The sequence below is a fragment of the Helicobacter cetorum MIT 99-5656 genome (assembly GCF_000259275.1).
Classification (GTDB): Bacteria; Campylobacterota; Campylobacteria; order Campylobacterales; family Helicobacteraceae; genus Helicobacter; species Helicobacter cetorum.
On record NC_017735.1, the window covers coordinates 1,488,374 to 1,513,271 of the forward strand.

Here is a 24,898-nt window from a genome sequence, read left to right on the forward strand (position 1 = left end):
CGCTCTTTTCCTTAATGTTAGTTAATATTGAGTTTCATAAACTTTTTCTTACCAAGTTGTATAACATAAATTCCTTTAACAAAACGATAAGTTTCATCTTTAATCACTTCTTGATTAATCCTTACCCCCCCACCTTGCATATCACGCCTTGCTTGTGAAGTGGATGGGCAAAAGCCGATATTTTTTAGCACTTCCAAGATTCCGACACCCTCATTAAAATCACTCTCTTGTAAATTTTCTGGCAAAAGGTTTGCACTAAAAACTTTAGCAAATTGCTCTTTAGCCATATTTGCTTGATTTGTATCATAATAGCGAGCTACAATTTCACAAGCGAGATTTTCCTTAATGACTTTAGGGTGTAAGGTTTCATCTAAAACACCTTTTTTCAAGCCTTCAATTTCTTCTAAGGTCTTGGTGCTTAAAAGGGTGTAGTATTTCCACATGAGTTCATCACTCACACTCATCAGCTTTCCAAACATGGCGTTGGGTTCTTCAGTAATCCCTACATAATTACCCAAGCTTTTACTCATTTTTTGCACCCCATCAAGCCCTTCTAATAAGGGCATAGTGATTACAGATTGCTCTTTATTCAAGCCATAAGCCCGCTGCAAAAACCGCCCCACGAGTAAATTAAACTTTTGGTCATTGCCTCCAAGCTCAATATCTGCTTCTAAGGCCACTGAGTCATAACCCTGTAATAAAGGATACAAAAACTCCACCATACTAATAGGGCGATTCTCTTTATAGCGTTTGGTAAAATCATCTCTTTCTAGCATTCTAGCGACTGAAAACTTAGCACACAGCTCTATAATACCCCTTGTGCCTAAAGCATCAAGCCATGTGGAATTAAAGCATACTTCAGTATGCTCTTTGTCTAAAATCTTATAAATTTGCTCTTCGTAGGTTCTAGCGTTTTCTAAAACTTGCTCTTGGCTTAAGGGTTTTCTTGTCTCACTTTTACCGGTCGGGTCGCCTATCATAGCGGTAAAATCCCCAATTAAAAACTTCACTTTAGCCCCATATTGCTGTAATGATGCTAGCTTTTGAATTAATACCGTATGCCCTAAGTGCAAATCTGGAGCCGTAGGGTCAAACCCCGCTTTAACAATAAAACGCTCATTTTTTTCATAATACCTTCTAACGAGCTTTTCAATATTTTCTAGACCAATGATTTCATTAGTACCCCTAGAAATTTCTCTCAAGGCTACGCTAACTTTTTGTTCCATTTCTATTCCTATAGAATTAATTAAATCTTATTATACTATAGCTCGTAAGCATCACCCAAACTAGACAATTCCACAATCCTATCTTGATATTTACGGCTGATTAAGGCTCTAATCCAATCCGCCTTATCCGTTGGGACTTCAAAACTCACTTCACAATGACTAGAATATTTGTCTTTATACCCCAAGTAAGAAACGCCCACAATATTGCATTCATTCTTAGTTAAAAAAGCTAATAGGTTTGCTAAAACCGCCTTTCTCTCTCCTAAGTAAAACATCATTTTATAAATGGTTCTGTCTCGTTTATGCCACTCTATGTAAATCATAGGCACTCTAGCATCCACTTCTACAATGGCTTCCTTACAAAACTTATGATGCACAATCGCCTTTGGCTCTTTTAAATCTGTTACAATAGCAATGATTTCATCGCCATATTTAGGATGGCAACAATCATTCAATAGCACCTGTTTGATTTCTAAAGCATTGCTTGTGCAAATAGTAAAATTTTCTAATTCCTTACACTGCCATTGCCGACTTGGGGTCAAAAAATTTAAAATGTTTGTTTTAAACCCTAAATACCTTAAACCACGAGTCCATAAACTCACTTCTTGATATTCCAAAAGAACATCTTCTTGTAAAGACAACACCTTGCTTTCAATTTCTTCAGTGAGTTTGGCTAAAAATTCAAAGCTTTTCATGCCTTCTGCTAAAGTCATCTCCACCCCAAAATCTAGCAATCTTTCTTCAAATGTTTTATAATCTTTTAAATCCAAATCTTCAAAAACAGGGCGTTCAAAAAAAGTCGTTAAAATATTTATCATGCTCTTAACATCAATTTCTTTCAAACGATTTTTTCTTTGGATTCGCAAATGGTTTTTAGCCTTAGAAGTTTTGAGCTGGTCAATCCAAATAAAACGGGGCGTTATTTTATCACCCTTAATGATTTTAACCACATCGCCACTTCTCAATTCCTGATTTAACAAGGCTTTTTTATTATTGATATAAGCGTTCGTAGCCCTATCGCCCAAATCACTATGCACCATGTAAGCAAAATCTAAAGCAATCGCTCCCACTGGTAAAGTATAAGTGTCTCCATTAGGCGAAAAAACGACAATATCTTCACGATACAAATCATTCTTAGCAAGTTCGTAAAATTCCTTAGGGTTATTTTTCAAATCGCTGTCATGGTATTTAAAATTTTGTAGCCATCTCATGCTTTCATTGTCTATGCCACCAGATTTATACTTCCAGTGGGCTGAATTACCATACTCCGCCCCCATATGCATATCAAAAGTGCGGATTTGCACTTCATAGATAGAAGATTCATCAAAAATAGTTGTATGTATAGTCTCATAACCATTTTCCTTAGGCAAAGCAATATAATCTTTGAAACGAGAGACTATGGGTTTAAAATTCAAATGAATAATCCCTAGCACCTTGTAGCAATCAATAGGATTTTTCAATAAAATCCTAATAGCTAGCAAGTCCAAAATTTCATCAATATTGACCGCCCCTTTTCGTTGCATCTTAAGATGAATGGAATAAGGGCGTTTCACTCTTGTTACAAGTTTAAAATCCGAATGGCTAAACCCGCTATCTAAAAGTTTTTTTTCTAACTTGCTTGCAAAGGCGTTGAGCTTTAATAATAAAGATTGCTTGTTCTTATATAAATAGTCCTTAATATTCTTATACTCTTCAGGGTAAATATAATAAAAGCTCTTATCTTCTAATTCATTTTTAATTGAAGACATTCCTAATCGGCTTGCTATGGGAGCATACACCGCTAGAGTCTCTTTAGAAATACGCACTTGCTTATCATTGGGCAAAGCATCTAAAGTAAGCATGTTATGCAATCTATCGCTTATTTTTACCACTAACGCTCTTGGGTCTTGTATGGCACTAATGAGAATCTTTCTAAAAGTGAGTGCAGAAACTACCATTCTAGGATTTTGAGCATTCACTCCAAGCTCTTCTTTTCTAATTTCAGTGATTTTAGTGAGTGCATCCACTAAATTAGCCACATCTTGCCCAAACTCTTGCACAATGTATTCAATCTTGCAGGGCGTATCTTCTACCACATCATGCAAAAGCGCTGCACATACCATAGCTTCATCGCCCCCACAAAACGCCACAATGCTCGCCACACAGATAGGATGGACAATATAAGGCTCACCGCTCTTTCTGTATTGTCCCTTATGGCTCTTTGTTGCTAAAGCCAGGGCGTTTTCAATTTTTGGAGTAAAATCCATTAAAGTTCTTAAAACTTCAACGCCACCCTTTGGGGTTTTAACTTTTTTTATAACATCAAGAATGCGTAAGAAGCCGATATCAACGGACTTATCAATTTCGTTCATCTATCCTATCTATATCAATTTTCCCTTCAGCGATTTCTCTAATAGCAATATCCACTAATTTATGACGCTTGGGGTCCATATTCACCAAAGTTTTTGCTCCAGAACTCAATTGCTTCACACGAGCAAAAACAAGGTTATCTAGCACATAGCGGTCGTTTCCAATATTTTTTAAAGCTTGAGCTACCAAACTTTCAGTTCTTTCTTTTTTCAATATCTCAGTCCTTTATTTTGATAGGGTTAGTCTCAAATAAAGGCGTTATTTTACCATAGAAAATACGCCTTGTTGGTGCTTAATCACTTGTAATAGATTATCTCTCTTAAACATATTGCACACCACGATAGGAAGCTTATTATCTTTAGCTAAAGAAATGGCGGTATCATCCATCACTTCAATATTACCTATCAAAGCATCGTTATAGCTTAAGGTGTCTAATTTCTTAGCGTCTTCAAACTTGTTAGGGTCTTTATCATAAATGCCATCCACCTTGGTAGCTTTAATAATTAAATCAGCTCCAATTTCAATCGCTCTTAAAGTGGCAGCGGTATCAGTGGTGAAAAAAGGATTCCCTGTGCCAGCTCCAAAAATCACAATCCTACCCTTTTCTAAATGCCTGATAGCCTTTCTATAGATGTAGCTTTCACAAATCTCTTTAATCTCAATCGCACTTTGCACTCTCACATCCAACCCAATATGCTCTAAAGCTTCTTGCATGGCTACTGCATTAATCACGGTGGCTAACATTCCCATATAATCCCCACTAGTGCGTCTGATAATTCCCCCTTGAGCCGCACTAACCCCCCTAATGATATTGCCCCCACCTATCACAATACCCACTTCAATACCATTTTCTACTAACGCCTTAATTTCTTTAGCGATATAATCTAAGATATTCGTATCAATTCCAAAATGATTTTCCCCCGCTAAGGCTTCGCCAGAAAATTTCACTAAAACACGCTTATTTTTTGATTTTGTTTGCATAATCCCTTCTTAAAGTAATTGTTATTTTAAAATCTGTAATTGTAGCTTAACCTTGCTTAAAAACACTTGCTACTTTTTAATTCCATAATGATTTCTACCAAACTCATAACCGCTTTTTCAATTTCTTTGTGCGTGATGATGTAAGGGGGCATAAGATAAATCGTATTATTCAAGGGGCGTAATAACAAGCCTTTTGTTAATGCTTTTTTAAAAATGCTCAAACTCAAACGCTCTGTAGTTTGAAGAGATACTTCAAAGGCAAAAACCATACCCAAATGCCTTAAATTATACACCACTTGTTGCTTTATCAAATCCTTTAATGCCTCTTCTAGAGTGCTGAAAATAAATTCGCTTAAAGCTTGGTTTTTTTCAATAATATTTTCTTTTTCAAAAATATCTAGTGTAGCATTTGCACACGCACACGCTAGGGCATTTCCTGTATAGCTATGCGAATGTAAAAACGCTTTATTTTCTTCATAGGGAGCATAAAATTTATTATAAATTTCATCATGGGTTAGTAGCACACTTAAAGGCAAATACCCCCCACTAATCCCCTTAGACAAACATAAAAAATCAGGTTTAATTTTACATTGCTCATAAGCAAACATGGTCCCTGTGCGTCCAAACCCTGTAGCGATTTCATCAAAAATAATATGAATCTTTTTTTCCTTACATAATAGAACGGCTTGTTCCAGATACTTTGTGCTGTAAATATGCATATTTCCTGCACACTGTAAGAGTGGCTCTACGATAAAAGCACAAATTTCTTTAGCATGCTTACCTAACAAATGCTTTAAAGCATTCAAAGAATCTTGTATCTCGTTGTCATTTTTAGGCACAGGTGTAGTAAGATTATTGAGTAACAAAGGGGTATAAGTATCTTTATAAAGTTTCACATCACCCACACTCAATGCTCCCAAAGTCTCGCCATGATAAGAATTAGAGAGCGATAAAAAAAGCTTTTTTTGATGCGTTTTATTCTCTAAAAAATGAGCGTGGTAGCTCATTTTTAAAGCGATTTCAATACAAGATGAGCCATTATCTGCATAAAAGCATTTATCTAATTGCGTGAGTTTGCATAATCTTTGAGAAAGCGTAATGATAGGCTTGTGGCTAAAAGATGCAAGCAAAACATGCTCTAAGCTATCAATTTGATTTTTAAGTTGCTCGCTAATATAAGCGTTATTGTGTCCAAAGAGATTCACCCACCATGAGCTGATTAAATCCATGTAAGCGTTGTTGTTAAAATCATAGAGATAAATTCCTTTAGCCTTTTTAATAGGGATAATAGGAAAATTTTGATGCTCTTGCATTTGTGAACAAGGATGCCAAATATGTTTTAAATCTAAAGTGGCTAGATTTTCTTGAAAATTCATGTTAAAAACTCTTTGTAATAAGGATAATTTTAATAACCTTTGGTTAGAATAGGGCTATTTGATTTTACTATAAGGTTGATTAAACCTAACCTTAAAAGTTTCAATTTTTAAAAAGGGATTAGAGTTCTTATGATTGAATGGATGCAAAAGCATAAAAAATATTTAGTGATTACAATATGGATAAGCACTGTTGCTTTTATTGCCGCGGGTATGATAGGCTGGGGACAATATAGTTTTTCTTTCCATAGTGATAGTGTTGCCAAAGTGGGTAGAATTGAGATTTCTCAAAATGAATTAGCTCAAGAATACCGCCGCCTTAAAGATGCTTATGCTGAGTCTATTCCTAATTTTAAAGAGCTAACAGAAGAGCAAATCAAAGCCATGCATTTAGAAAATAGTGCGTTGAATATGCTCATCAATCAAGCGTTGTTAAGAAATCTTGCTTTGGATTTAGGGCTTGGAGCTAGCAAGCAAGAAATTGCTAAAGAGATTAAAAAAGCAAGTGTTTTTCAAAAAGATGGTGTTTTTGATGAAACCCTGTATAAAAATATCTTAAAAGAAAATCATTATCGCCCCAAACTCTTTGAAGAAAGCGTTGAAAAGTCTTTAATCTTGCAAAAAATTAGCGCTTTATTTCCTAAAACTACCACTCCCTTAGAACAATCTGGTTTATCACTTTGGGCAAAATTACAAGACAAAGTGGAAATTCTTATTTTAAATCCTAAAGATGTCAAAATCTCTCTCAATGAAGATGAGATGAAAAAATATTACGAAGCCCACAAAAAGGACTTCAAAAAGCCCACCAGTTTTGAAAGCCGCTCTTTGTATCTAGATGCCAACTTAGAAAAGCCTAGCTTAAAGGACTTAGAAGAGTATTACAATAAAAACAAGGCATCTTATTTGGATAAAGATGGAAAACTACAGGATTTCAAAGACATTCAAGAACAAGTTAAACATGATTTAAGCATGCAAAACACAAATGAAAAGGCTTTAAGAAGCTATGTTGCGTTAAAAAAAGGGCATACAGAGAACTATACCACACAAAATTTTGAAGAAAATAACTCCCCCTACACCACAGAAATCACACAAAAACTCAAAACTCTTAAATCTCTTGAAATCCTAAAACCTGAGCCTTTTAAAGATGGTTTTATAGTCGTGCAACTCATTTCTAAATCTAAAGATGCATTGCAAAGTTTTGATGAAGCTAAACAGGCTCTTGTATCTCACTTAAGCCATGAGAAAACTCTTAAAGCCTTACAAAGTTTAGCCAAAGAAAAGCTTAAGGATTTTAAAGGAAAAAATGTGGGTTATATAAGCCCTAACTTTAATGGTGCTATCAATGAACTTAACCAAGAAGAAAGTGCTAAGCTTGTTAACACCCTTTTTAACCGTCAAGAAAAAAATGGTTTTGTAACTATAGGCAATAAAGTCGTAGTCTATCAAATCACAGAACAAAACTTTGAACATCAGCTCAATACAGAAGAAAAACAATATGTGGAGCGTTTAGTTAATAATATTAAAACAAATTCTTTTGATAGTGCTTTAGTAGAAGAGTTAAAAAAACGCTACAAGATAACTAAGCATATTCAATCAATGTAAGGAAAAATACTACAATGGAGAATAAAGAGATTATTATAGGGGTTGATATTGGCTCTAGGAAGATTTGTGCCATAGTGGCTGAGCTAAAAGATGGGATTTTACGCATTATTGGCACTGCCCATGAGGTCTCTAAAGAAATTAATTCAAAAGCCATTAGAAGGGGACGCATTTATAGTCTTGCCCATGCATCTAATGCTATCAAAGAAGTGATTACTAGTGCTAAAAAAATGGCAGGTCTAAACACCCATGAAAGTCAAAGTGATTCTGTTTTACCCTTTGAAGAATCGTATAACCCTATCAAAAAAACTAAAGCTATTGTCTCTTTTTCTGGGGCCTACACAGAAAGCATTAGAGATATTGCTGGCGTAGCAAGCACAAGGGAAAATGTTGTTACCATAGATGAAATCAATCGTGCCATCAACAATGCATGTGCAAAGGCAGGTTTAGACAATGACAAACATATTTTACATGCTCTCCCATACCGCTTCACTTTGGATAAACAAGAAGTGAATGACCCCTTAGGCATGAGTGGGTCTCGCCTAGAAGTTTTTGTTCATATTGTCTATACAGATAAAAATAACATTGAAAATTTAGAAAAAATTATGATTCAATCTGGGGCAGAGATTGAAAATATCGTGCTTAATTCTTATGCGGCTTCTATTGCTACTTTATCTGATGATGAAAAAGGATTAGGAGCAGCTTGTGTTGATATAGGCGGAGAAACCTGTAATCTTATGATATATAGTGGCAATTCTATGCGTTATAGCCATTGTTTTTCAGCAGGTTCTCACCACCTAAGCACTGACTTGTCGCTCATGCTCAACACCCCCTTTCCCTATGCTGAGGAAGTTAAGATTAAGTATGGAGACCTTTCTTTTGAGAGCGAAGAAGAATCACAATCTCAAAATATCCAAATTCCTACAACCGGTTCAGATGGCAATGAAAACCATGTCGTGCCTCTTAGTGAAATCCAATCTATTATGAGAGAAAGGGCTTTAGAAACTTTTGAAATTATCCATAGGAGCATTCAAATTAGCGGACTAGAAAAGCATTTGGGTGGGGGTGTTGTTTTAACAGGCGGAATGGCCTTAATGAAAGGTATCAAGGAATTAGCTAAAACTTATTTCGCTAATTACTATTGCCCTGTGCGTTTGGCTACCCCTATGGAAAAATACAATATCATGGGTATGTTTGAAGACTTGAAAGACCCCCGCTTTTCGGTAGCTGTTGGGTTAATTTTATACAAAGCAGGGGGGCATACCAATTATGAGCGAGATTCCAAAGGTATTATCCGCTATCATGAAAGTAATGATTGCATCAGAAAAGTTCATCAATCAAATCCTACCTCCTATTTTACCTCATCGCATACAGAAATGAATTTAACCGATTTAAAAACCCCAAATACCTCTTTTAATGCACCTAAAGATGATGACTTCTTGCCTATAAAATCCGTCGAGCAAAAAGGTTTTTTTAAAAACTTCCTTGATAAAATTTCTAAAATTTTTTAAGCAAACAAGGATATAACAACTTTTTGCACGATAATGAGAGTTCATATATAACCATCAAGGACTGTGTATATGACACTGATTATCTTTACAAATAGACAAATATTGTTTTATACCATACCCAAAAGAACACCCAGCTTTTATTCCGAAAGCTAGAAAACATGGTATAATCCTTGACTATTTATAAAAATTTAAGATTTATAAGGCAAATTGTATCTAAGGAACATAGCTATGATTCATGAATCAGAGGTTGAAAACCACAATATCGGTCAAGCAAACATTGAAGAAGTAGGCGATTTGGTCTACAAAGGGGCTAAGATTGTTGTCATCGGTGTTGGAGGTGGAGGATCTAACATGATTAAACATCTTGTTGAGTATGGTGTACATCAAGATGTTACCCCTATTGCGGCTAACACCGATGGTCAACATCTCAAAAGTAATCCCGCCCAGACTAAAATCCTTCTAGGGAGAGAAATTACCGGCGGTTTGGGTGCTGGGGGGATTCCTGATGTAGGTAGGGCAGCCGCTGAAGAGAGTGCCGATGAAATTAGAGAGCTGATTAAAGATGCAAAGTTAGTAATTGTCTCTACAGGACTTGGTGGAGGGACTGGAACTGGGGCTACTCCTATTATCGTGAAAATCGCAAAAGAAGTGGGGGCTTTAACGGTGGCTGTAGTTACCAAACCTTTTAAACATGAGGCTCCCAAAAAGAGAAAAAGAGCTGAAGAGGGATTAAAGGAACTAGAGCAATCTAGTGATTCTATTCTTGTTATACCAAACGACAAAATACTTTTAACCATGAAAAAAGCAGCTAGTACTAGCGAATGCTATAAACAAGTTGATGATGTTTTAGTTAGAGCAGTTAATGGTATCTCTACAATTATCACTCAACAGGGCGATATTAATGTTGACTTTGCCGATTTGAGAACGATTCTTGGCTTTAAAGGTTTTGCTTTAATGGGTATTGGCGAGGCTACTGGTGAAGACTCTGCTGTCTTGGCCGTTCAAAATGCTATTCAATCACCTCTACTTGATGATGTTTCTATTGATGGGGCTAAGGGTATTATTGCTAATTTTGAACACCATCCTGATTATCCTATGGAATCTTATTCTAAAGCTTGCGAGTTTATTTATGAGCGTGCACACGAAGATGTTGATGTCAAGTTTGGTCAATGTACAAATGTGAATATCCCCATTGACCATGTGCGTGTTACTATCATCGCAACCGGTTCTGAAAAAATCAGTAATGAACCAACCTTAGGCGATATTGCTACACTCTCTCAGCCTGTTATTAAGCAAACAAGAAAAGTGGGTAATGGTGAGTATCTAAGAATTCCCACTGAAGAGGAATTATCCATACCTACGACCATAAGGATTCAGCAGGACTAACAAGAAATTTTTATGTGATGGAATTAGACAATAATGGAATACTCATTAATTAAAAAATCTTTTGGAAATTTTTTGTTTAGGGCAGAAAGTTTCGCCTAGTTTTTATGAGAGTGAGTATAATCAATATTTTGAATAGAGTATGTTCAGTAGTCGGTCTTTATTAGATTTCAAGCCCAATATTATTTATTTACATCTTTCCAGTGTAAATTTGAATTTTCTTGACTTGAAAAATACTAGCAAATAGGTAGAGCAACTTCTAGCACAAGAGTTTTCTAGGTCTCAAACTATTGTTGAAAAATTAAGTGCCACTTGTAACAGTGCTGTCATTATCAATACTTATGAATATTCCGGTATAAGGAATTTGGGCGAATTAGAAATAGTTCCGTAGTTTGAGCAAAGAGAATTTAGAACACTCTTTAATGTATGTACAAAACGCTAAACGAGTGGTACTAGAAAATTCATTTGAAAGTTATGAATACTTTTTGAAAAGTTTAGAAATGCAGGCATATATTTCACATTTCAAACCCAAAAGCTATGAGTGTCCGAATCAATTTATCAATCAATCAATTCAATCTCACAACCAAGTGTTGAAGTAGAAACTTACGCTACCGATTCAAACACTATTGCTATTTATACCAAACTGAAAGACCGCTTTGGAGATAATGGTATTATGGCAATTAGTGTTGGAGCATGTAAAGAAATTATCTGTTATTTAGATATATGGCTTATGAGTTTTAGGGTGTTAAGAGAGACCTAGAGCATGTGATGATGGACGAAATGGTGCGTTTGTGCCAGCTGAAAGGGATTAAGAGTATCCAAGGAATTTATATCAAAACACCCAAAAACATTACGATAGAGAAAAAGAGCTAGAAAAAGTCTATACTATAGAAAGCAAAAATTACAAAAGCAAAAATCCCCCTATAGAGATTATACAAGGCTAGAGAATGCATTTTTATGGAATGTTAGGCATTTTTAGAGATATTTTTGACCATGAGGGTTTAATTATCAATAATAACACAATAGTAGAATACATTGAAAAGTGGGGTAGCTTGAATCATACTAACTTAGTCAGAATGATTGAAAAATATTTTAAGGTGAAATTTAGCTTGAGCGAATCGCAAGGGCTTAAAAATGTAAGTGAAATGATAACTCTTATTCAAACAAAGCTAAACTAATTTTGGAAACCATTCCAAATTCTGTGTCAAGTAATTTGATGTAAGTTTCTTTCTGCTCTTAATTACAAAAGGCACTAAATTTTGCTCTAAAGTGCTATAAAAAACTAGCATTCTACCTACTCTGCCATTACCATCGCTAAATCTGTAGAGTTTGCATTTTATAATTGAGATTATCACACCACTCTTTCATAGCCATAGGCACTTTAAATGATGGGGTTGTTTCAAAACTAGCCCCTAAAATCATGTTGTCAGTAGTTTTTAAAACCCCAATATTAGGGAGTAAAAAATTCATCAAAATCCCATGTAATTCTCTCACAAAAAACTATCAACGCTCTGTTTTTTATTTAGGTTTTCTAATAAAAAGGGGAGCATATTTTGATAATTTTTCACTTCAAAGAATGCTCTGGGCATAACTCTAGGAATATATTCAGTGGTTAAAATGCTTATAGTTTCAGCAAGGCTTAAAGGGTTGTTTTCAATAGCACTGCTTGATGTGCCATACGAATAGTTAAATCCATAGCGTAATCGTTAAATTCTATCAATTTCTTGTTCGCTTAAAATCACTCGGTAATGGGGTTTCTTGCTATCCATTTATCCAAATTCTCTCTTTCTTGCTTGTTTAATTTGGGTTTCATTACTTCTATAAGAGCATAGACACTCTCTTTGTCTTCAATACTAGGAAACCATTCATCTAGCGTAACCCTACCTAGTGAACCTGTCTTTAATACTGCCATATAGAGATAATCCACACAAGCTCTTGGATGCTCTGCAATATAAGTGGGGGAGTTTTTAGGGTAATAACCCATTTTATTGAGCCTTGCTGTGCCATCTATAATACCTAAATCACCTAGTAGATGATTGGTGTTTCTTTCTTGATTCTTACCATAAATGTAGTAGCACAAATCAATAGCATTGTCCATTAAAGCCCTTGAGCTATGCCAATCCCCTGTGCCTTGTGGGGAGTGGATATTTAAAGCCACAATAGAGCTAACATAGACAACTTTAGAAGTAGGTGGAATGTATAACATGCTAAACTCCCTCATTAGTTTTAATTAGGTTCTAGTTTAGCAAAATTTCACTTACTACTTCTTACTATGCTTAGCGATAAACTCCGCACACACTTTCATATTGTTTTTATAATCTTTAGGGAGCTTGACATTGTGCTTTTTAGCTAAACTCTCAGCAAAGCTAATTTGTTTAGGGGTCGCAGGTCTAATCTCATCATTATTAAAGCTACTAGCCTTTTTATTGTTTTTCTTAAAGAACCCATGCTCTTTAATGTATTTATCTAAAAACGCCTTAGCCACTCTATTATCTTCTTTGTAGCTTTTAAACTCTTCGCTTAGTTCTAATTGCAAATCCTGCAGAATGCTTTCTATGTATTTGATTTGCCCCTCACTACTAGGTTTGATTGTCTCATCATCTTTTCTTTCTAGCTTTTCAATTTTTTTTATAAATAGGCGCATAAAAGCTCTCTGCCTCATTTAAAAACTCTACGCTCAAACTTTCAGCATCTGTTCTAATGTAAGTGATTAGTCCAGCCTCAAAGAGATTTTGAGCTAAAGATTGCACTTCGCTAATACTTAAACCAAGCTCAGAACTAGCTTTTTCTAAAAGTGTAGAAGTGATAAAGGGTTTTTTAGGTTTAGTTTCTACAACAGAGTTTTTTAAATCCTTTAAAAGACAAGCTTTATTATCTTTTAAACTCTCAAAGAGTTTTAAAGCCTCTTCTTTATCATTGAATTTAATCTCTTCGCCCTTTTCATCACAATGCTTGATGGTTACTTCTCTATTAGCATTATCGTTAATCTTGGCTTGGATTTGATAGCTTACTTTCTCATTTTCAGGTAAGGACTTAAAGTTTTCAATTTCTCTGTCTCTATCTACAATGAGTTTTAAACAAGGGGTTTGCACTCTTCCAGCACTACTACCTTTCATTTGTCCTAAAGCCTTACCTAAATAAGGGGAAAGCGTAAAACCTAAGAGCATATCAGCCACACGCCTTGCTAAAGCACTTTGATACATTTGCTTATTGGTATTTTCAAATAAAAGAGCATTTTGTAAGCCCTTGTTAATCCCACTTGGCGTAATTTCAAAAAACTCCGCCCTATAAACAGAACTAGCTATATTTTTGATTTTTTGATAGAACATATAGCCTATAGCATAACCTTCTCTATCAGGGTCAGTGGCGATATAAACCTTTCATAAAAGGTTTTAGTCGTTTTAAATTATAATCCATCGCACTTCTACTAAGCCATGCAATGCATTCACACAATAAATTCTTGTCGCTCTTTGTAAATCTTGTAAATTCAAAGGGGCATGTTTAACAAGACCTTTTTTTAACAGCTCCACAACACTTGTTCCCCTTAATGCGCCCGCACTAAAATAAGGGGTTAGTAACTCATTATTGATTTCTAAAACAAGATTACTTCTAGCCCCTTCAGTAAGTTCAAAATCTTGGTTATAAAAGATTTCATCAAAAATAACGCCTTTTTTAATGAGTTCTCTAGTCTTTTGATAAAAAGGGGCGTAAGTCGTCTTATGGTATAAAAAATCATTGTGTTTATTTATAGGGGTTTGATTCAAACGCACTTCTAGGCTTTTTAAGGGTTCTAAGGTTTTATATTCTTTAATGAGTGTGCCATTTTTTTGCAATAAAACCCTTAAAACCCCTTCTTCTTCTAGCTCAAAGTCTAAAAGGTTTTCATCGTATTTGAAATTAAAATATTTAGCACTACTCATAAGGCGTTCTTTATGGGCGTTTTTATTTCTAATCTCTAATTTTTGAGCTACCTTTATAATTCGCATGGTTTCTACAAGCTCAAATTCAATTTTAGGCATGACAAAAAAGGATTTTAAAAAACTCTCTTCATACTCATCTTCGTTCTTACTTTCATAAGTAACCCCACTCCCTACCCCTAAATGCAAAAAGTTTTCACACGCTCTTTTTTCTAAAGTGCGGATTGGCACGCTAAAAACGGCTCTTTTTTCTTCAATAAGTCCTATGGCTCCGCAATAAACCCCCCTAGAACGCCTTTCTAAGTTTTCAATGATTTGCATGGTTTTTATCTTAGGACACCCTGTAACAGAGCCACAAGGAAACAACGCCTTAAAAATCTCAAATAAGCTTGTTTTTAGGGGCATTTGGGCTTGAATTTCACTCACCATTTGATACACACTAGGTAAGGCTATGATTTCAAACAATTGATTGACTTTTACGCTATTTTTTAGAGCAATTTGACTCAAATCATTACGCAACAAATCCACAATCATCACATTTTCGCTTCTATTCTTGCTATCATTTTGTAAAAATAATTTATTTTTCTCATCTATTAAGGGATTGTTTGAACGAGCTATTGTGCCTTTCATGGGTTTTGTGATGATTTTAATCGCATTATCTAAAAATTCTAATTCAAAAAACAATTCTGGCGAAAAGCTTAAAATACTACTAAACTCATTTTCTATAAAAGCCTTAAAAGGCGTGTTTTGGTTGTGTGTAACTTCTTCAAAAATTTTTTCTAACTTGGCTTGAGTGTTTAAAATTAAATCCATAGTGAGATTCACTTGATAGGTATCGCCGTTTTTTAAATGCTCTTTAATGCTTTTAAATTGTTTAAAATAGCTTTCTTTATCCAAAGAGCTATGAATATTAGGATAAAAAGTGTGTTCTTTTAGAGGCTTTAAAGCGTATTTTTTTCTTTCTAAAAATTGTTCAAAATATAAAAAAGGGGTTTGGCTTTTAAAAGTTTCATCTAAAAAAGCAAGGCGTGCTTCATAAGTAAGATACCCTACAAAATACCCCTTTCCCCTATTCTGAGAGATAAAATCTAAGGCGTTTTTAAGCTCGTTAGAATTAGTGGCAACAAGTTTTTTAACACATCTTTGATATTTAAAATCCCCAAAAATCATTTAGTTTTTAATAATGGCCTCGTATTTGTCTGTAAAAAACACCGGATTATAGCTCATTTTAGCCCTTCTCAAACCTTCTAATCCTAAGTCTTCTTCCCTATTAGCGTAAGTTAAATGGCTAAATTCGTTTAATAGTAGTTGTTGATTGATAATTTGATACGCTCCCACAATATCCAAACGAGCCTTTTCAATATGAATGAGTGCGGTAGTTTCATTCAAAATTTCTCCAAAGCTAAATGCCACCATTTCTTTATTAACCCTAACAAGCCCCCCCTTTAAATCCAAGCTTTCATAATTTTCTAAGACACTTTTAATCCCCTTATTTTCGTTGATTAGCCCTAAGTCATTAGTCGCACTTTTTAAAAACCACTCTTTGGAGATTTCTAAAACTTCTTTTTTATTTTTAGAAGAAATTTTTTCATAAATAAAATCAGGGTAATTTTTTAAAAACTGGTTTAAGTGGTTTTTTTTCTTATGATATTTTTTCCCTTTAAGTGCGATTAATTCTTCAATAGAGTAAACATAATCGCTCCTATCTCTATTATAAACAAATTCAAACACCCCCACAAAGTTTTCTTTTAAACTTTCCATTTGCTCTAAACTAAGAGAGTGAAATTCCAAATTTTTTTCTAATTTTAAAAGCTCTTTAATACATTCATTAACATTCTTACCGATAGGATAGAAATAAAAGGGCTTTTGATTTTCATAAGTGGTTTGAATCACTAAACAATCCTTAATCACAGCTACTTTAATGAGTCGTGCATGTTGCCATAAAAAGCAATTAACAAAACTCACATCAGATACAACAATCCTTTGAGCGTTTAAAAACCTTGAAAACAAATCTTTATGCTCTAAAGTGATTTCAAAAAACATGTTTTTCTCTCTTTTATTTTTTTAATGCCTTCAAAACGCTTTCTTGAAAACTTTTAGAAACCTTAAAAATCTCTGTATAAATACTTGTAAGAGCTTCTTCATTCAAATATTTAAAATCTCTTTGAAGCAATCGCTTTAAAATCTCTTGCTCTCTTTTAGGGCGATAAATAGGGCTTTCTTGTTTGATTAAGGCGATTTTTGAAGCGATTTCTAAGCGTTTGTCTAAGAGTGTGCTAAGCTCATCATCTAGGGCGTCAATTTCAGCTCTCAAATTTTCTAATGCATTTTGCTTCAAACTCATATTCCTTTTAAACATTCCTTTTCTAGCCGCCATAAATCCTCTAAACTCTCTTTTTTTCTAATCACTCTGATTTCTTTGTTTTCTAGGGCTAATTCCAAAAGTTTGGGGCGTGAATTATAATTACTAGCCATGCTAGAGCCATACGCCCCCACCTTTTCTATGACTAATTTATCGCCTTGCTTTAATGGTGGCAAATTTATGCCTTTTAAAAAAGTGTCGCTACTTTCACACACAGGCCCCACCACATCACAGAGTGAAGTTTCACACTCTTTAGAAGGCGTTACTACTCTTATAGAATGTTTAGCATGATACAAACTGGGGCGTAAAAAATCATTCATCCCAGCATCAACAACCACAAAACGCTTGCTTTGAGCCATTTTCTCATATAAAACTTGCGTGACTAATTCCCCACTCTCAGCCACGATAGAACGGCCTGGCTCACAGATTATGGTTAAATCTAAACCTTTAAGCGAATCTAAAATTCCTTGTGCGTAATCATAGAGTTTAATCGTTTCTTCATTTTCATAACTCACACCAACACCACCCCCCACATCAAAAAAGCGTAAATTGATACCTAAAGCGATTAAGGACTTAGCAATTTTAGCCACCTTTTGGCTGGCTTCTAAAATGGGGGCTAAATCTAGGAGCTGTGAACCGATATGAAAATGCACACTAATAGGCTCTAAAAATGCGCTTTTTTTAGCAAAAACAAACATCTCTAAGGCTTCTTTTTCTTCTACACCAAACTTATTTTCTTTCAAACCGGTAGAGATATAGGGGTGCGTTTTAGCGTCAATATTAGGATTAATCCTAATAGAAATTCTAGCCTTAATCCCTAGAGTTTGAGCGATTTTTTCAATCGTTTTTAATTCCATAAAACTCTCTACATTCAAAAATAAAATATTGAGTTTTAGGGCTTGTTCTATTTCAAACTCGCTTTTGCCTACCCCACTAAACACGATTCTATAAGGCTTAATACCAGCTTCTAAAGCCCTTTTTATCTCGCCTATTGAAACACAATCTGCCCCACTCTCCAAGCTCGCTAACAACGAAAGAATGCTTAAATTAGAATTAGCCTTTAAAGCGTAGCAAATTAAAGATTTACGCCCCCTAAACGCTTCTTTGTATCTTAAAAATGCTTCTTTAATTTGGTCAAAATTATAGAGATAAAAAGGGGTTTTATAAGCAAGAGATAGTTCTTCATAATTTAACATGTAAAAACCTAGACATGAAAGTTAGATGAAGCATTATAGCACTAATCTTGCTAATTCTTTGGTATGCCTATGGATTAAAGGCAGTATCTTAAATTAAAAGATGAAAACAAGAGATTAAAAAAGCGAAGTTTTAAAGAAAGATTTACAACAACATTCAAACGAGTTTTTTATCGTAAGAAAATTTTGAAAAACCAGACATTAAAGACAAGATAAGCTATCAAATCCAAGCTAAAGTCTTGCTCAATAATAACTTGGATTTCTTGCTCTCTAATCTGTAAGGTTAATTGTTGGTTCTTATTTTGTTTGCAAATCTCTAAGGCATACGCTCTCCCACTTAAAGTCCCCATCATGCTATCAGTTTGGCTAGTTAGATTATAAGACAAACTATCCGCAAAATTTCTCGTGCTTTTAAAGACTGCGTACCTGTTTTAACTTGGTTTAGCACGCTATTGACATGATTTAATTCATTGATAGTAGCTTGAATTTTTTCATAACCTTAATCCTTTCACTAGATTTACTTTATAAAGCTTAACCTAATTAACTTTTTTAAACAAGACCCATAAATCAAACGCTACAGCCCCCTAATTTACGAGCTTACAGAAGATAGATTATGGGGCTTGTTTAAATTTCAAAAAATCCTACAATTTTTAAAGACTATTTTAAATATTAAGGATATGGTAATGGCTTACATTCCTAGCAAAAAGAAGTTAAAAGGATTAAGAGAGCAACCTAATTTATTCAGTATTTTAGATGATGGCGATGCCATCAACACTAACCCCTACAAACAAGACAATACTAACACTACCAACACTCAAATAACCTTACAAGACTTTATGTATAAACGCTATGATAAATTAAACGCACAAGAACAAGCAGTATAAAAAGAAAGCTAGAAATCCAAGAAACAAATAAGCATTACACACCCCCTAATGCCCCTTATGCAATAGATGCAAGGCAAAAAGCTACTACAGAACTTCAAACTGCTTTTTTGCTTTATCAAACTAATGAGGAGTATAGAAATCAAATTGATAACTTTAAAGAACGCTATACAACCAATAAAGAGCCTATTAGTGATGGGCGTTTTAATATAGATGATTTAAGAAGCGCTTTAACAAATCAAGTTATTCGCAATAAAAAGGCAAAATCTTTGATGAACTAGGAAGCGATAAGCTTAATCAATACAATGAATTGTATCAGTATAGCAATACACAATTCATATTGACAATGCCTACAAAAAGAAAAAGTTCTTGTTTTAACTAAAACTAAAGATTTAAAAATTGAGTATTTAGAAGCAAGAGACTTTGAAAACAAGCTAAATTGCCTATAACAAGCCCTATAATCAATGTAAAAACGCCTTTTAATTTTATTACAACGACAGATAAATTGCTACTAGAAACACCACGCTTCCAATTAAAACGCTCAAAAACATTCTCTTAGCATTTTTAAGAGCCACCATTAAAAAAGCGCTCAAATAAAACAACAGCAAAAACACACAAAAAATCCCTAAAAGCACCTTAAACACGATTCCCACTTTAGCCTTGTGCAACATGACTAACGCCCCTAAAAAACCCCTTTTAATGGTTTTGATTTTAGCTTGATTATTCTTAGTTTCAAGGCTGACTTCATATAAAGGAGTGCCAATGACTAACGCCCCCCTATAGTCTCTAGGCTCTATTCTTCTGGGCAAAGCTAGTTGGTTTTCTTTCAAAAAATCAAGCAAAAACTCCAAGCGTTCTTTACTTTTAAGCTCTTTGTCTAAAATCCATTCTTGAATATGAGCGTGAGTATTTTGCCGCACTCCAAAGAGCATTAAAAGCCCTGTGAGAGCAAACAGCAACACTAAGGGGAAGAAAAACGAAGTCGCATAGGTGTGGAATGAACGCATCATTTTAGCATGTGGCTCACAAATTTAGAAAAATTATCTAACACCAAGCCCCCTTTTCTAAACCCTAACGCACAAGATTCATAGGCAAAAAACACATTAGGCTGGTAATACAAACCATTATGCGAATTTAACTCATAAAACTCTTGATAGATAGGCTTATGGTTTGCATAAACGCCGTCTGTTTTGAAGAGTGATTGCATAGAAGAATCAAAGATTTCACTATTTGCACCTTCTCTACCAAAAGCCACCTTTTTAATTTGCTTTTTATTTTTTAAAGGTTCATAGCTTGTTTCTAATAATAAGGGGTGGTTTGGGTATCTGTCCCATAAAAGCTTTAAAAAACGCTTAGATTGAAAAAGGATTGTGTAGGCTGGGTTTAAAAAAATCGTGTTTTTATTTTCCATCATGCCTTGCATTAAAAGGGCTAATTCTGGCTCATCAATAGCGATATTTTCCCAAGGCAAGAGCTTGAATAAAAATTCATAATTCATGCCATTTTTAAACACGCCTTCTTCTATATTAAACTCCACTTCATCAATGTAAGAAAAATCGGTTTCAAACCCCACGCTTTGAGCGATGTCTTGTAAAAACCGCATGGTGCGCTCTTCTTCAATATTGCCCTTGACACTTGAAAAAAGGATTTTCCACCCTTCATACATCTCATCAAAACGGCTCACATCATCGCCCAAAGTAACCATGCGTTTAAAATTCTCGCCAATGGCTTCATAGAGATTGTTAAATTGCGCGTTTTCATCATAACCATTTGCTTTGAGTAACGCCCATTGAATCACGGCTGTCTCATAGAGCATGGTCGGAGTGTCGGCGTTAAACTCCAATAATTTAATTTGCTTCCCGTCCAACCCCCCTGCTAAATCAAAACGCCCATAAATATGCCAATGCACTTCTTCTTCAAAACTTTGTTTAATCATAGGAATGAGTGCGTTAGGAATATCTAGCTCAAAAAACCGCTCGTTTTCTATGACATCTTCAGCGGTTTCTACAAACATGTCATAAAGCTCATTGCAAGCTTCATAATAGGCATCGGCTTCTTTTTGAGAAACAACCACCATTTCATCAGCGATATAAGCTGAGCTATCACTATCAGTATGCCACTCTAGACCGATTTCTTCTAAGGTTTCATTATCTAAAGGGTTTAAAGCAATCACTTGCATAACTTGTCCTTAATTATGAGTTAAAGCCCCTTGAGCCAGAGCTTACAGAAGGCGATGTAGTCGGTCTGCTAGAGCCAAAAAAACCGCTTTTTCCCTTGCTCGCACCACTAACGCCTGAACTACTAGGCGTGCTTTTAGAAAAAGAATTTTGAGAGCGTTGGTAAGCTTGTGGGGATTTGTAGTTGCGCTGAGCGTTTTGCTGGTAATTAGGGTTATTAAAAAGCTTGTTACCGATATAACTTCCTAAAATCGCCCCTGCAGCACTTCCTAAAATCGCACTTCCCAAGCCAAAGCCTGAACTCTCACCCCCACTTGCTGGTTGGGTGAGTTTGCTAGTACCATTATCAATCTTAGCCTCTTCTTCTTTGATGAGCTTTTGGATTTCTTCATCGCTTAACACCCGCTCATTACCCTGTAAATCACGCACCACAATATGGGTTTTGGAGCTTGGATATTCTTCAACGACCTTGTAAGACTTATCGCTTTGCTCTTCTAAAATAACAAACGCCCCTTTTTGAACGCTTTGAGCTAAACGGCTTTGTTCTTGCTTCTCATCTGCATTACCCTTACACCCCACAATACTTACCATAACTAGCGCGCTCAAGCCCCCTATAATCGCATAGTCAGAAATCTTTCTGTAGGGCTTTTTCATTTAGCGGCCTTATACTTGTATAAGAAAGGCACATATTTAATCACACCGCTTTCAAAAATCTTTTTAGTGGTGTTTTCTACTTTGGTGCGTAACCCTTCTGGTTCTTTTTGAGCGTTAATATCATATTGTGTGGAATAAATCTTTTCAATGATAGCAATTTTATCTTCTACGCTCGCTCCCTTAGCTCTAGCTTGGGCGATTTCTTCTTGAATGATAGCCGCCTTTTTAGCTGAATTAACTCCAAGCCACCCTACAATAACCATTCTCACGCTACTTTCTTTCAAATGCTCTTTAATCTTAGTAAGCTCTTTTTGACAATGCGGACACATAGGGTCTGAAACGATATAAAGGATTTTATCCCTATTTTTAGCGTTGCTAGAAGGCAATTCTATAACATAATCGCTAGGAATCGCTTCAAACAAGGCGTTTAGCTTAGAGCTATTTTGCTGAGTGGTGTTAAGGGTTTGGATTTCTTGATTGATTTCTGTAACCAATTGCACATCTTCGCTCTTATTGCTAAAAAAGATATTGCTAAGCCCTATGATTAAATTACCATCCTTACTCACTACAAGCGGAATGTGATACTTAGTGTCTGGGTCTTCTACCACAACAATTTTTAAATCTTGGCTGGATTTCAAAGGCTTAATTTCTAAAACGCTCACTTTCTTGCTCGTTTGCTTTTCAATCACTTTCACCAAATTATCTTGCATTGACTTATAGGCTGGATTTTTAGGAGCAGCTCCTAAACCTACAAGAAGTAACGCGCTCAATACACTCGCTCTTAATATCATTCTAAAACTCCTAAATCATGCTTAAATCCTTAAATTTTAAAAGAAATAAGCCTTAAAAATGCGAGTATAATACCATAAAAAGCCCATATTTTAAAGGTTCAAAGATGATTATCATTCCTGCCAGATTAAAGTCTAGTCGTTTTGAAAATAAGGTGTTAGCAGATATTTTTGGATTACCCATGATAGTTAGGTGCGCTAAAAATGCGAGCTTAGTAGATGATTGTATAGTCGCTTGCGATGATGAGAGCATTGTAGAAGTGTGTAACCAATTTCACATTAAAGCGGTGCTTACTTCTAAGCACCATAATAGCGGCACTGAACGCTGTTTTGAAGCAGCTCAAATCTTAAAGCTTAAAAAAGACACTCCGATTTTAAACCTACAGGGCGATGAACCCTTTTTAGAAAAAGAAGTTATTTTAGCTTTGCTAAAAACCACTCAAAACGCTCCTTTTATGGCAACTTGTGCAAAAGTGATTGATGAAACAGAAGCGAGTAACCCTAATTTAGTAAAAGTCATCTTGGATAACCAACATAACGCCCTGTATTTTTCACGCTCTATAATCCCCTATATGCGCGACAACACTAAACGCCAAACACCCCTTTTAGGGCATATCGGTATTTATGGGTTTTCTAGTAAAGAAGTCTTAGAAGAATTATGCTCTCTCAAGCCCTGTGCGTTAGAAGAAATAGAAAAATTAGAGCAATTAAGGGCTTTATATTATCAAAAAAGCATTCAAGTTGAAGTAATCAAAAGCGATAGTATCGGCATTGACACCAAAGAAGATTTAAAAAAAGCCCTTGAGAAGTTTCATGCATTAAAATAAAGATGCGTGAGACTTTTTAAAATTTAGCATCTAAAAATGCAGTTTTTCTTGACTTTGTGAGAAAAACGCACTATAATTTGATTTCTTTTTTGTTTGAGCGATTTTATTCCAGATTAGCTCAGCGGTAGAGTAGGCGGCTGTTAACCGCTTGGTCGTAGGTTCGAATCCTACATCTGGAGCCATACTTCTATAAATATAAAGCACACCCCGTAAAAATTCAAAGCCATTCCAAGAGTTATCAAATCCTACAAAATCAAATTAACACCCATTGAACGACACCCATCGCCAGCTTGAGCTTGCATAAAGAACGATTTGATTTATGCTTAATGCAAAAAAGCCTATAGCCTTTTGCTTAAATACGCCTTTCAAACACCACCGCCAATTCAGACAATCCCTTTTGACTTAATCCATAGCATATTAGCCAACACCCCCACAACAACCCCTATAGCCAAATTATTAGTTAATAAAACAACCGCCACAACCAAGCACATGTTTAGCGTGTCATAAGGCTTAATTTTTTTAATGTTGATGACAGATTGAAAATTAAAAGTTGTAAAAGAAATCATAATCATCACCGCAACCACCGCAACAATAGGAATTTGACTCACATAATCATTAAACACCAAAACTAGCACTATCAAAGAAAAGCCCGCAAAAAAGGTAGATAGCCTAGTGCTTGCCCCAGACTTTGCATTGATGATAGACTGGCCTACTAAAGCGCACCCAGTCATTCCCCCCAAAAGTCCTGAAGTGATATTCCCTAAGCCCTGCGCTTTAGCTTCTTGATTTTTATCGCTCACATAATCTTGTAAAATATCATCTAAAGTCTTAGCGCTCAATAAGCTTTCTATCGTGCCTACTAACGCTAAAGAAAGTGCATAAGGCAACAATCCTATAATGATTTTAAAATCCATGTTTTGGGGCAGAATGATAAAATTAAAGCCGCTTGCCCCTTTTTCAATGCTTCCTAAATCAGGCACATGCACATCAAAAATCAAGGCGATAGCCGTAACAGAGATGATGCAAATTAAATTAGATGGAATTTTTTTAGTGATTAGAGGAAACAGATAAATAATCAATATTCCCATAGCGAGCAAAAAATACATTGCATAAGGAGCGTTTTCAAAAAACTTCAATTGTTCTTTTAAAAGCAAAATTCCTAACGCATTCACAAACCCATACATCACCGATTGCGGAATGTATCTCAAAAGATTCCCTATCTTAAAATAGCCTAAAAAGATTTGCACAACACCTGCCATTATGGTAACCACGCCCACATACTCAAGCCCGTATTTTTTGCACACACCCACTAAAATCAGCGCCACTGAACCAGCCGCAGCACTTATCATCGCCCTTCTTGCGCCAAAGAGCGCTAAAACACACGCCATATAGAAGGTTGTATAAAAGGCTACGCTTACATCTAGCCCTACCATAAGTGCAAAGCCTGCCGTCTCTGGTATCATAGAAAGCCCCACCACAAAACCAGACAATAAATCCCTCTGAATTTTTTGAAATGTTTTCATGCTTTTTACCTTAATTATAAATCTTTCGCATTCTACTATAACACTCTAAATCATTACAATTTTTACCAAAATACCTTAAGCGCCCCAATCATTTTTCAAACTTCTCTCTACAAAAAAAAAAAACGATATTTATGTTATAGTTATACACATTTTG

General features: G+C 35.3%; 23 protein-coding genes, 1 tRNA gene and 3 pseudogenes. 9 read left to right on the forward strand and 18 right to left on the reverse strand.

Features of this window, described 5'->3' with window-relative positions; translation table 11 throughout:
- Positions 1 to 17: 17 nt before the first annotated feature.
- The 5 genes from tyrS to HCD_RS07030 are packed head-to-tail and all read right to left on the reverse strand — an operon-like array spanning position 18 to position 5,932.
- Positions 18 to 1,226, reverse strand: a complete 1,209-nt coding sequence (gene tyrS / locus HCD_RS07010; protein WP_014659876.1) for a tyrosine--tRNA ligase — start codon at positions 1,224 to 1,226, stop codon at positions 18 to 20.
- Between the two features lie 35 nt (positions 1,227 to 1,261).
- Positions 1,262 to 3,577, reverse strand: coding sequence for a RelA/SpoT family protein (locus HCD_RS07015; protein WP_014659877.1), 2,316 nt, complete (start codon positions 3,575 to 3,577; stop codon positions 1,262 to 1,264).
- Positions 3,564 to 3,788: a DNA-directed RNA polymerase subunit omega gene (locus HCD_RS07020; RefSeq protein WP_014659878.1), complete on the reverse strand. Its 225-nt coding sequence runs from the start codon at positions 3,786 to 3,788 to the stop codon at positions 3,564 to 3,566. The genes HCD_RS07015 and HCD_RS07020 overlap by 14 nt, the downstream gene beginning before the upstream one ends.
- A gap of 45 nt (positions 3,789 to 3,833) precedes the next feature.
- Positions 3,834 to 4,556 carry a UMP kinase gene (pyrH, locus tag HCD_RS07025; RefSeq protein WP_014659879.1) on the reverse strand — a complete coding sequence of 241 codons (723 nt, stop codon included), beginning with the start codon at positions 4,554 to 4,556 and terminating at the stop codon, positions 3,834 to 3,836.
- Positions 4,557 to 4,612: 56 nt separating this feature from the next.
- Entirely contained in the window at positions 4,613 to 5,932 is a 1,320-nt protein-coding gene (locus tag HCD_RS07030) for an adenosylmethionine--8-amino-7-oxononanoate transaminase (RefSeq protein WP_014659880.1), read from the reverse strand.
- A 129-nt stretch (positions 5,933 to 6,061) separates the two neighbouring features.
- Between HCD_RS07030 and HCD_RS07035 the strand changes: the two genes are divergently transcribed.
- The 5 genes from HCD_RS07035 to HCD_RS07055 all read left to right on the forward strand — a co-directional run bounded on the left by HCD_RS07035 (position 6,062) and on the right by HCD_RS07055 (position 11,600).
- Complete coding sequence (locus HCD_RS07035) at positions 6,062 to 7,531, forward strand: peptidylprolyl isomerase (protein ID WP_014659881.1); 1,470 nt, start codon at positions 6,062 to 6,064, stop codon at positions 7,529 to 7,531.
- Positions 7,532 to 7,545: 14 nt separating this feature from the next.
- Positions 7,546 to 9,039: a cell division protein FtsA gene (gene ftsA / locus HCD_RS07040; protein ID WP_014659882.1), complete on the forward strand. Its 1,494-nt coding sequence runs from the start codon at positions 7,546 to 7,548 to the stop codon at positions 9,037 to 9,039.
- A gap of 228 nt (positions 9,040 to 9,267) precedes the next feature.
- On the forward strand, positions 9,268 to 10,425 hold the full coding sequence (ftsZ, locus tag HCD_RS07045) for a cell division protein FtsZ (RefSeq protein ID WP_014659883.1): 1,158 nt from the start codon (positions 9,268 to 9,270) through the stop codon (positions 10,423 to 10,425).
- Positions 10,426 to 10,963: 538 nt separating this feature from the next.
- On the forward strand, positions 10,964 to 11,182 hold the full coding sequence (locus tag HCD_RS09175; RefSeq protein ID WP_144005863.1) for a hypothetical protein: 219 nt from the start codon (positions 10,964 to 10,966) through the stop codon (positions 11,180 to 11,182).
- A 187-nt stretch (positions 11,183 to 11,369) separates the two neighbouring features.
- Entirely contained in the window at positions 11,370 to 11,600 is a 231-nt protein-coding gene (locus HCD_RS07055) for a hypothetical protein (RefSeq protein ID WP_014659884.1), read from the forward strand.
- On the opposite strand, the pseudogene HCD_RS07065 reads toward HCD_RS07055, so the two are convergent.
- The 8 genes and pseudogenes from HCD_RS07065 to HCD_RS07100 form a co-directional block, all read right to left on the reverse strand.
- Positions 11,578 to 12,118 (reverse strand): annotated as a pseudogene (locus HCD_RS07065) (Fic family protein). The gene HCD_RS07055 and the pseudogene HCD_RS07065 sit on opposite strands and share 23 nt — an antisense overlap.
- Positions 12,119 to 12,160: 42 nt before the next feature.
- A complete protein-coding gene (locus tag HCD_RS07070) occupies positions 12,161 to 12,628 on the reverse strand; it encodes a hypothetical protein (RefSeq protein WP_014659886.1) in 468 nt (155 codons plus the stop codon).
- Positions 12,629 to 12,682: 54 nt separating this feature from the next.
- A pseudogene (locus HCD_RS07075) lies at positions 12,683 to 13,793 on the reverse strand (DNA topoisomerase).
- A gap of 30 nt (positions 13,794 to 13,823) precedes the next feature.
- On the reverse strand, positions 13,824 to 15,509 hold the full coding sequence (locus tag HCD_RS07080) for a bifunctional chorismate-binding protein/class IV aminotransferase (RefSeq protein ID WP_014659887.1): 1,686 nt from the start codon (positions 15,507 to 15,509) through the stop codon (positions 13,824 to 13,826).
- Positions 15,510 to 16,382, reverse strand: coding sequence for a DUF2156 domain-containing protein (locus tag HCD_RS07085; RefSeq protein ID WP_014659888.1), 873 nt, complete (start codon positions 16,380 to 16,382; stop codon positions 15,510 to 15,512). It lies immediately after the preceding gene.
- A gap of 13 nt (positions 16,383 to 16,395) precedes the next feature.
- The gene (locus HCD_RS07090; protein WP_014659889.1) at positions 16,396 to 16,683 is read right to left on the reverse strand and encodes a chorismate mutase; all 288 of its coding nucleotides are present in this window, start codon (positions 16,681 to 16,683) and stop codon (positions 16,396 to 16,398) included.
- Entirely contained in the window at positions 16,680 to 17,897 is a 1,218-nt protein-coding gene (lysA, locus tag HCD_RS07095) for a diaminopimelate decarboxylase (protein WP_014659890.1), read from the reverse strand. The genes HCD_RS07090 and lysA overlap by 4 nt, the downstream gene beginning before the upstream one ends.
- A gap of 167 nt (positions 17,898 to 18,064) precedes the next feature.
- A complete protein-coding gene (locus tag HCD_RS07100; protein WP_014659891.1) occupies positions 18,065 to 18,280 on the reverse strand; it encodes a hypothetical protein in 216 nt (71 codons plus the stop codon).
- Positions 18,281 to 18,577: 297 nt separating this feature from the next.
- On the opposite strand from HCD_RS07100, the pseudogene HCD_RS09795 reads away from it, so the two are divergent.
- Positions 18,578 to 18,700, forward strand: a pseudogene (locus tag HCD_RS09795) (helicase); the annotation flags it as partial.
- Between the two features lie 185 nt (positions 18,701 to 18,885).
- Positions 18,886 to 19,056: a hypothetical protein gene (locus tag HCD_RS09360; RefSeq protein WP_158308561.1), complete on the forward strand. Its 171-nt coding sequence runs from the start codon at positions 18,886 to 18,888 to the stop codon at positions 19,054 to 19,056.
- A 207-nt stretch (positions 19,057 to 19,263) separates the two neighbouring features.
- On the opposite strand, the gene HCD_RS07110 is transcribed toward HCD_RS09360, so the two are convergent.
- The 4 genes from HCD_RS07110 to dsbK are packed head-to-tail and all read right to left on the reverse strand — an operon-like array spanning position 19,264 to position 22,397.
- Positions 19,264 to 19,785 carry a PepSY-associated TM helix domain-containing protein gene (locus HCD_RS07110; RefSeq protein ID WP_014659893.1) on the reverse strand — a complete coding sequence of 174 codons (522 nt, stop codon included), beginning with the start codon at positions 19,783 to 19,785 and terminating at the stop codon, positions 19,264 to 19,266.
- Positions 19,782 to 20,954: a glutathionylspermidine synthase family protein gene (locus HCD_RS07115; RefSeq protein WP_014659894.1), complete on the reverse strand. Its 1,173-nt coding sequence runs from the start codon at positions 20,952 to 20,954 to the stop codon at positions 19,782 to 19,784. The genes HCD_RS07110 and HCD_RS07115 overlap by 4 nt, the downstream gene beginning before the upstream one ends.
- Positions 20,955 to 20,967: 13 nt before the next feature.
- The gene (locus HCD_RS07120; RefSeq protein ID WP_014659895.1) at positions 20,968 to 21,606 is read right to left on the reverse strand and encodes a UPF0323 family lipoprotein; all 639 of its coding nucleotides are present in this window, start codon (positions 21,604 to 21,606) and stop codon (positions 20,968 to 20,970) included.
- Positions 21,603 to 22,397, reverse strand: coding sequence for a protein disulfide-isomerase DsbK (dsbK, locus tag HCD_RS07125; RefSeq protein WP_014659896.1), 795 nt, complete (start codon positions 22,395 to 22,397; stop codon positions 21,603 to 21,605). Before dsbK ends, HCD_RS07120 begins: the two co-directional genes overlap by 4 nt.
- Before the next feature lie 104 nt (positions 22,398 to 22,501).
- On the opposite strand from dsbK, the gene kdsB reads away from it, so the two are divergent.
- Together kdsB and HCD_RS07135 are read left to right on the forward strand one after the other, a co-directional pair.
- Positions 22,502 to 23,221: a 3-deoxy-manno-octulosonate cytidylyltransferase gene (gene kdsB, locus HCD_RS07130; protein ID WP_014659897.1), complete on the forward strand. Its 720-nt coding sequence runs from the start codon at positions 22,502 to 22,504 to the stop codon at positions 23,219 to 23,221.
- Positions 23,222 to 23,328: 107 nt separating this feature from the next.
- Positions 23,329 to 23,403 (forward strand) — tRNA-Asn (locus HCD_RS07135).
- Positions 23,404 to 23,604: 201 nt separating this feature from the next.
- Here HCD_RS07135 and HCD_RS07140 read toward each other — a convergent pair.
- The gene (locus HCD_RS07140) at positions 23,605 to 24,744 is read right to left on the reverse strand and encodes a SulP family inorganic anion transporter (RefSeq protein ID WP_014659898.1); all 1,140 of its coding nucleotides are present in this window, start codon (positions 24,742 to 24,744) and stop codon (positions 23,605 to 23,607) included.
- Positions 24,745 to 24,898: the final 154 nt, after the last annotated feature.

Coding starts and splice junctions, on each gene's coding strand:
- tyrS (WP_014659876.1), bottom strand. CDS start 1,226: ATGGAACAAAAAGTTAGCGTAGCCTTGAGAGAAATTTCTAGGGGTACT.
- HCD_RS07015 (WP_014659877.1), bottom strand. CDS start 3,577: ATGAACGAAATTGATAAGTCCGTTGATATCGGCTTCTTACGCATTCTT.
- pyrH (WP_014659879.1), bottom strand. CDS start 4,556: ATGCAAACAAAATCAAAAAATAAGCGTGTTTTAGTGAAATTTTCTGGC.
- HCD_RS07030 (WP_014659880.1), bottom strand. CDS start 5,932: ATGAATTTTCAAGAAAATCTAGCCACTTTAGATTTAAAACATATTTGG.
- HCD_RS07035 (WP_014659881.1), top strand. CDS start 6,062: ATGATTGAATGGATGCAAAAGCATAAAAAATATTTAGTGATTACAATA.
- ftsA (WP_014659882.1), top strand. CDS start 7,546: ATGGAGAATAAAGAGATTATTATAGGGGTTGATATTGGCTCTAGGAAG.
- ftsZ (WP_014659883.1), top strand. CDS start 9,268: ATGATTCATGAATCAGAGGTTGAAAACCACAATATCGGTCAAGCAAAC.
- HCD_RS07055 (WP_014659884.1), top strand. CDS start 11,370: ATGCATTTTTATGGAATGTTAGGCATTTTTAGAGATATTTTTGACCAT.
- HCD_RS07070 (WP_014659886.1), bottom strand. CDS start 12,628: ATGTTATACATTCCACCTACTTCTAAAGTTGTCTATGTTAGCTCTATT.
- HCD_RS07080 (WP_014659887.1), bottom strand. CDS start 15,509: ATGATTTTTGGGGATTTTAAATATCAAAGATGTGTTAAAAAACTTGTT.
- HCD_RS07085 (WP_014659888.1), bottom strand. CDS start 16,382: ATGTTTTTTGAAATCACTTTAGAGCATAAAGATTTGTTTTCAAGGTTT.
- HCD_RS07090 (WP_014659889.1), bottom strand. CDS start 16,683: ATGAGTTTGAAGCAAAATGCATTAGAAAATTTGAGAGCTGAAATTGAC.
- lysA (WP_014659890.1), bottom strand. CDS start 17,897: ATGTTAAATTATGAAGAACTATCTCTTGCTTATAAAACCCCTTTTTAT.
- HCD_RS07110 (WP_014659893.1), bottom strand. CDS start 19,785: ATGATGCGTTCATTCCACACCTATGCGACTTCGTTTTTCTTCCCCTTA.
- HCD_RS07115 (WP_014659894.1), bottom strand. CDS start 20,954: ATGCAAGTGATTGCTTTAAACCCTTTAGATAATGAAACCTTAGAAGAA.
- HCD_RS07120 (WP_014659895.1), bottom strand. CDS start 21,606: ATGAAAAAGCCCTACAGAAAGATTTCTGACTATGCGATTATAGGGGGC.
- dsbK (WP_014659896.1), bottom strand. CDS start 22,397: ATGATATTAAGAGCGAGTGTATTGAGCGCGTTACTTCTTGTAGGTTTA.
- kdsB (WP_014659897.1), top strand. CDS start 22,502: ATGATTATCATTCCTGCCAGATTAAAGTCTAGTCGTTTTGAAAATAAG.
- HCD_RS07140 (WP_014659898.1), bottom strand. CDS start 24,744: ATGAAAACATTTCAAAAAATTCAGAGGGATTTATTGTCTGGTTTTGTG.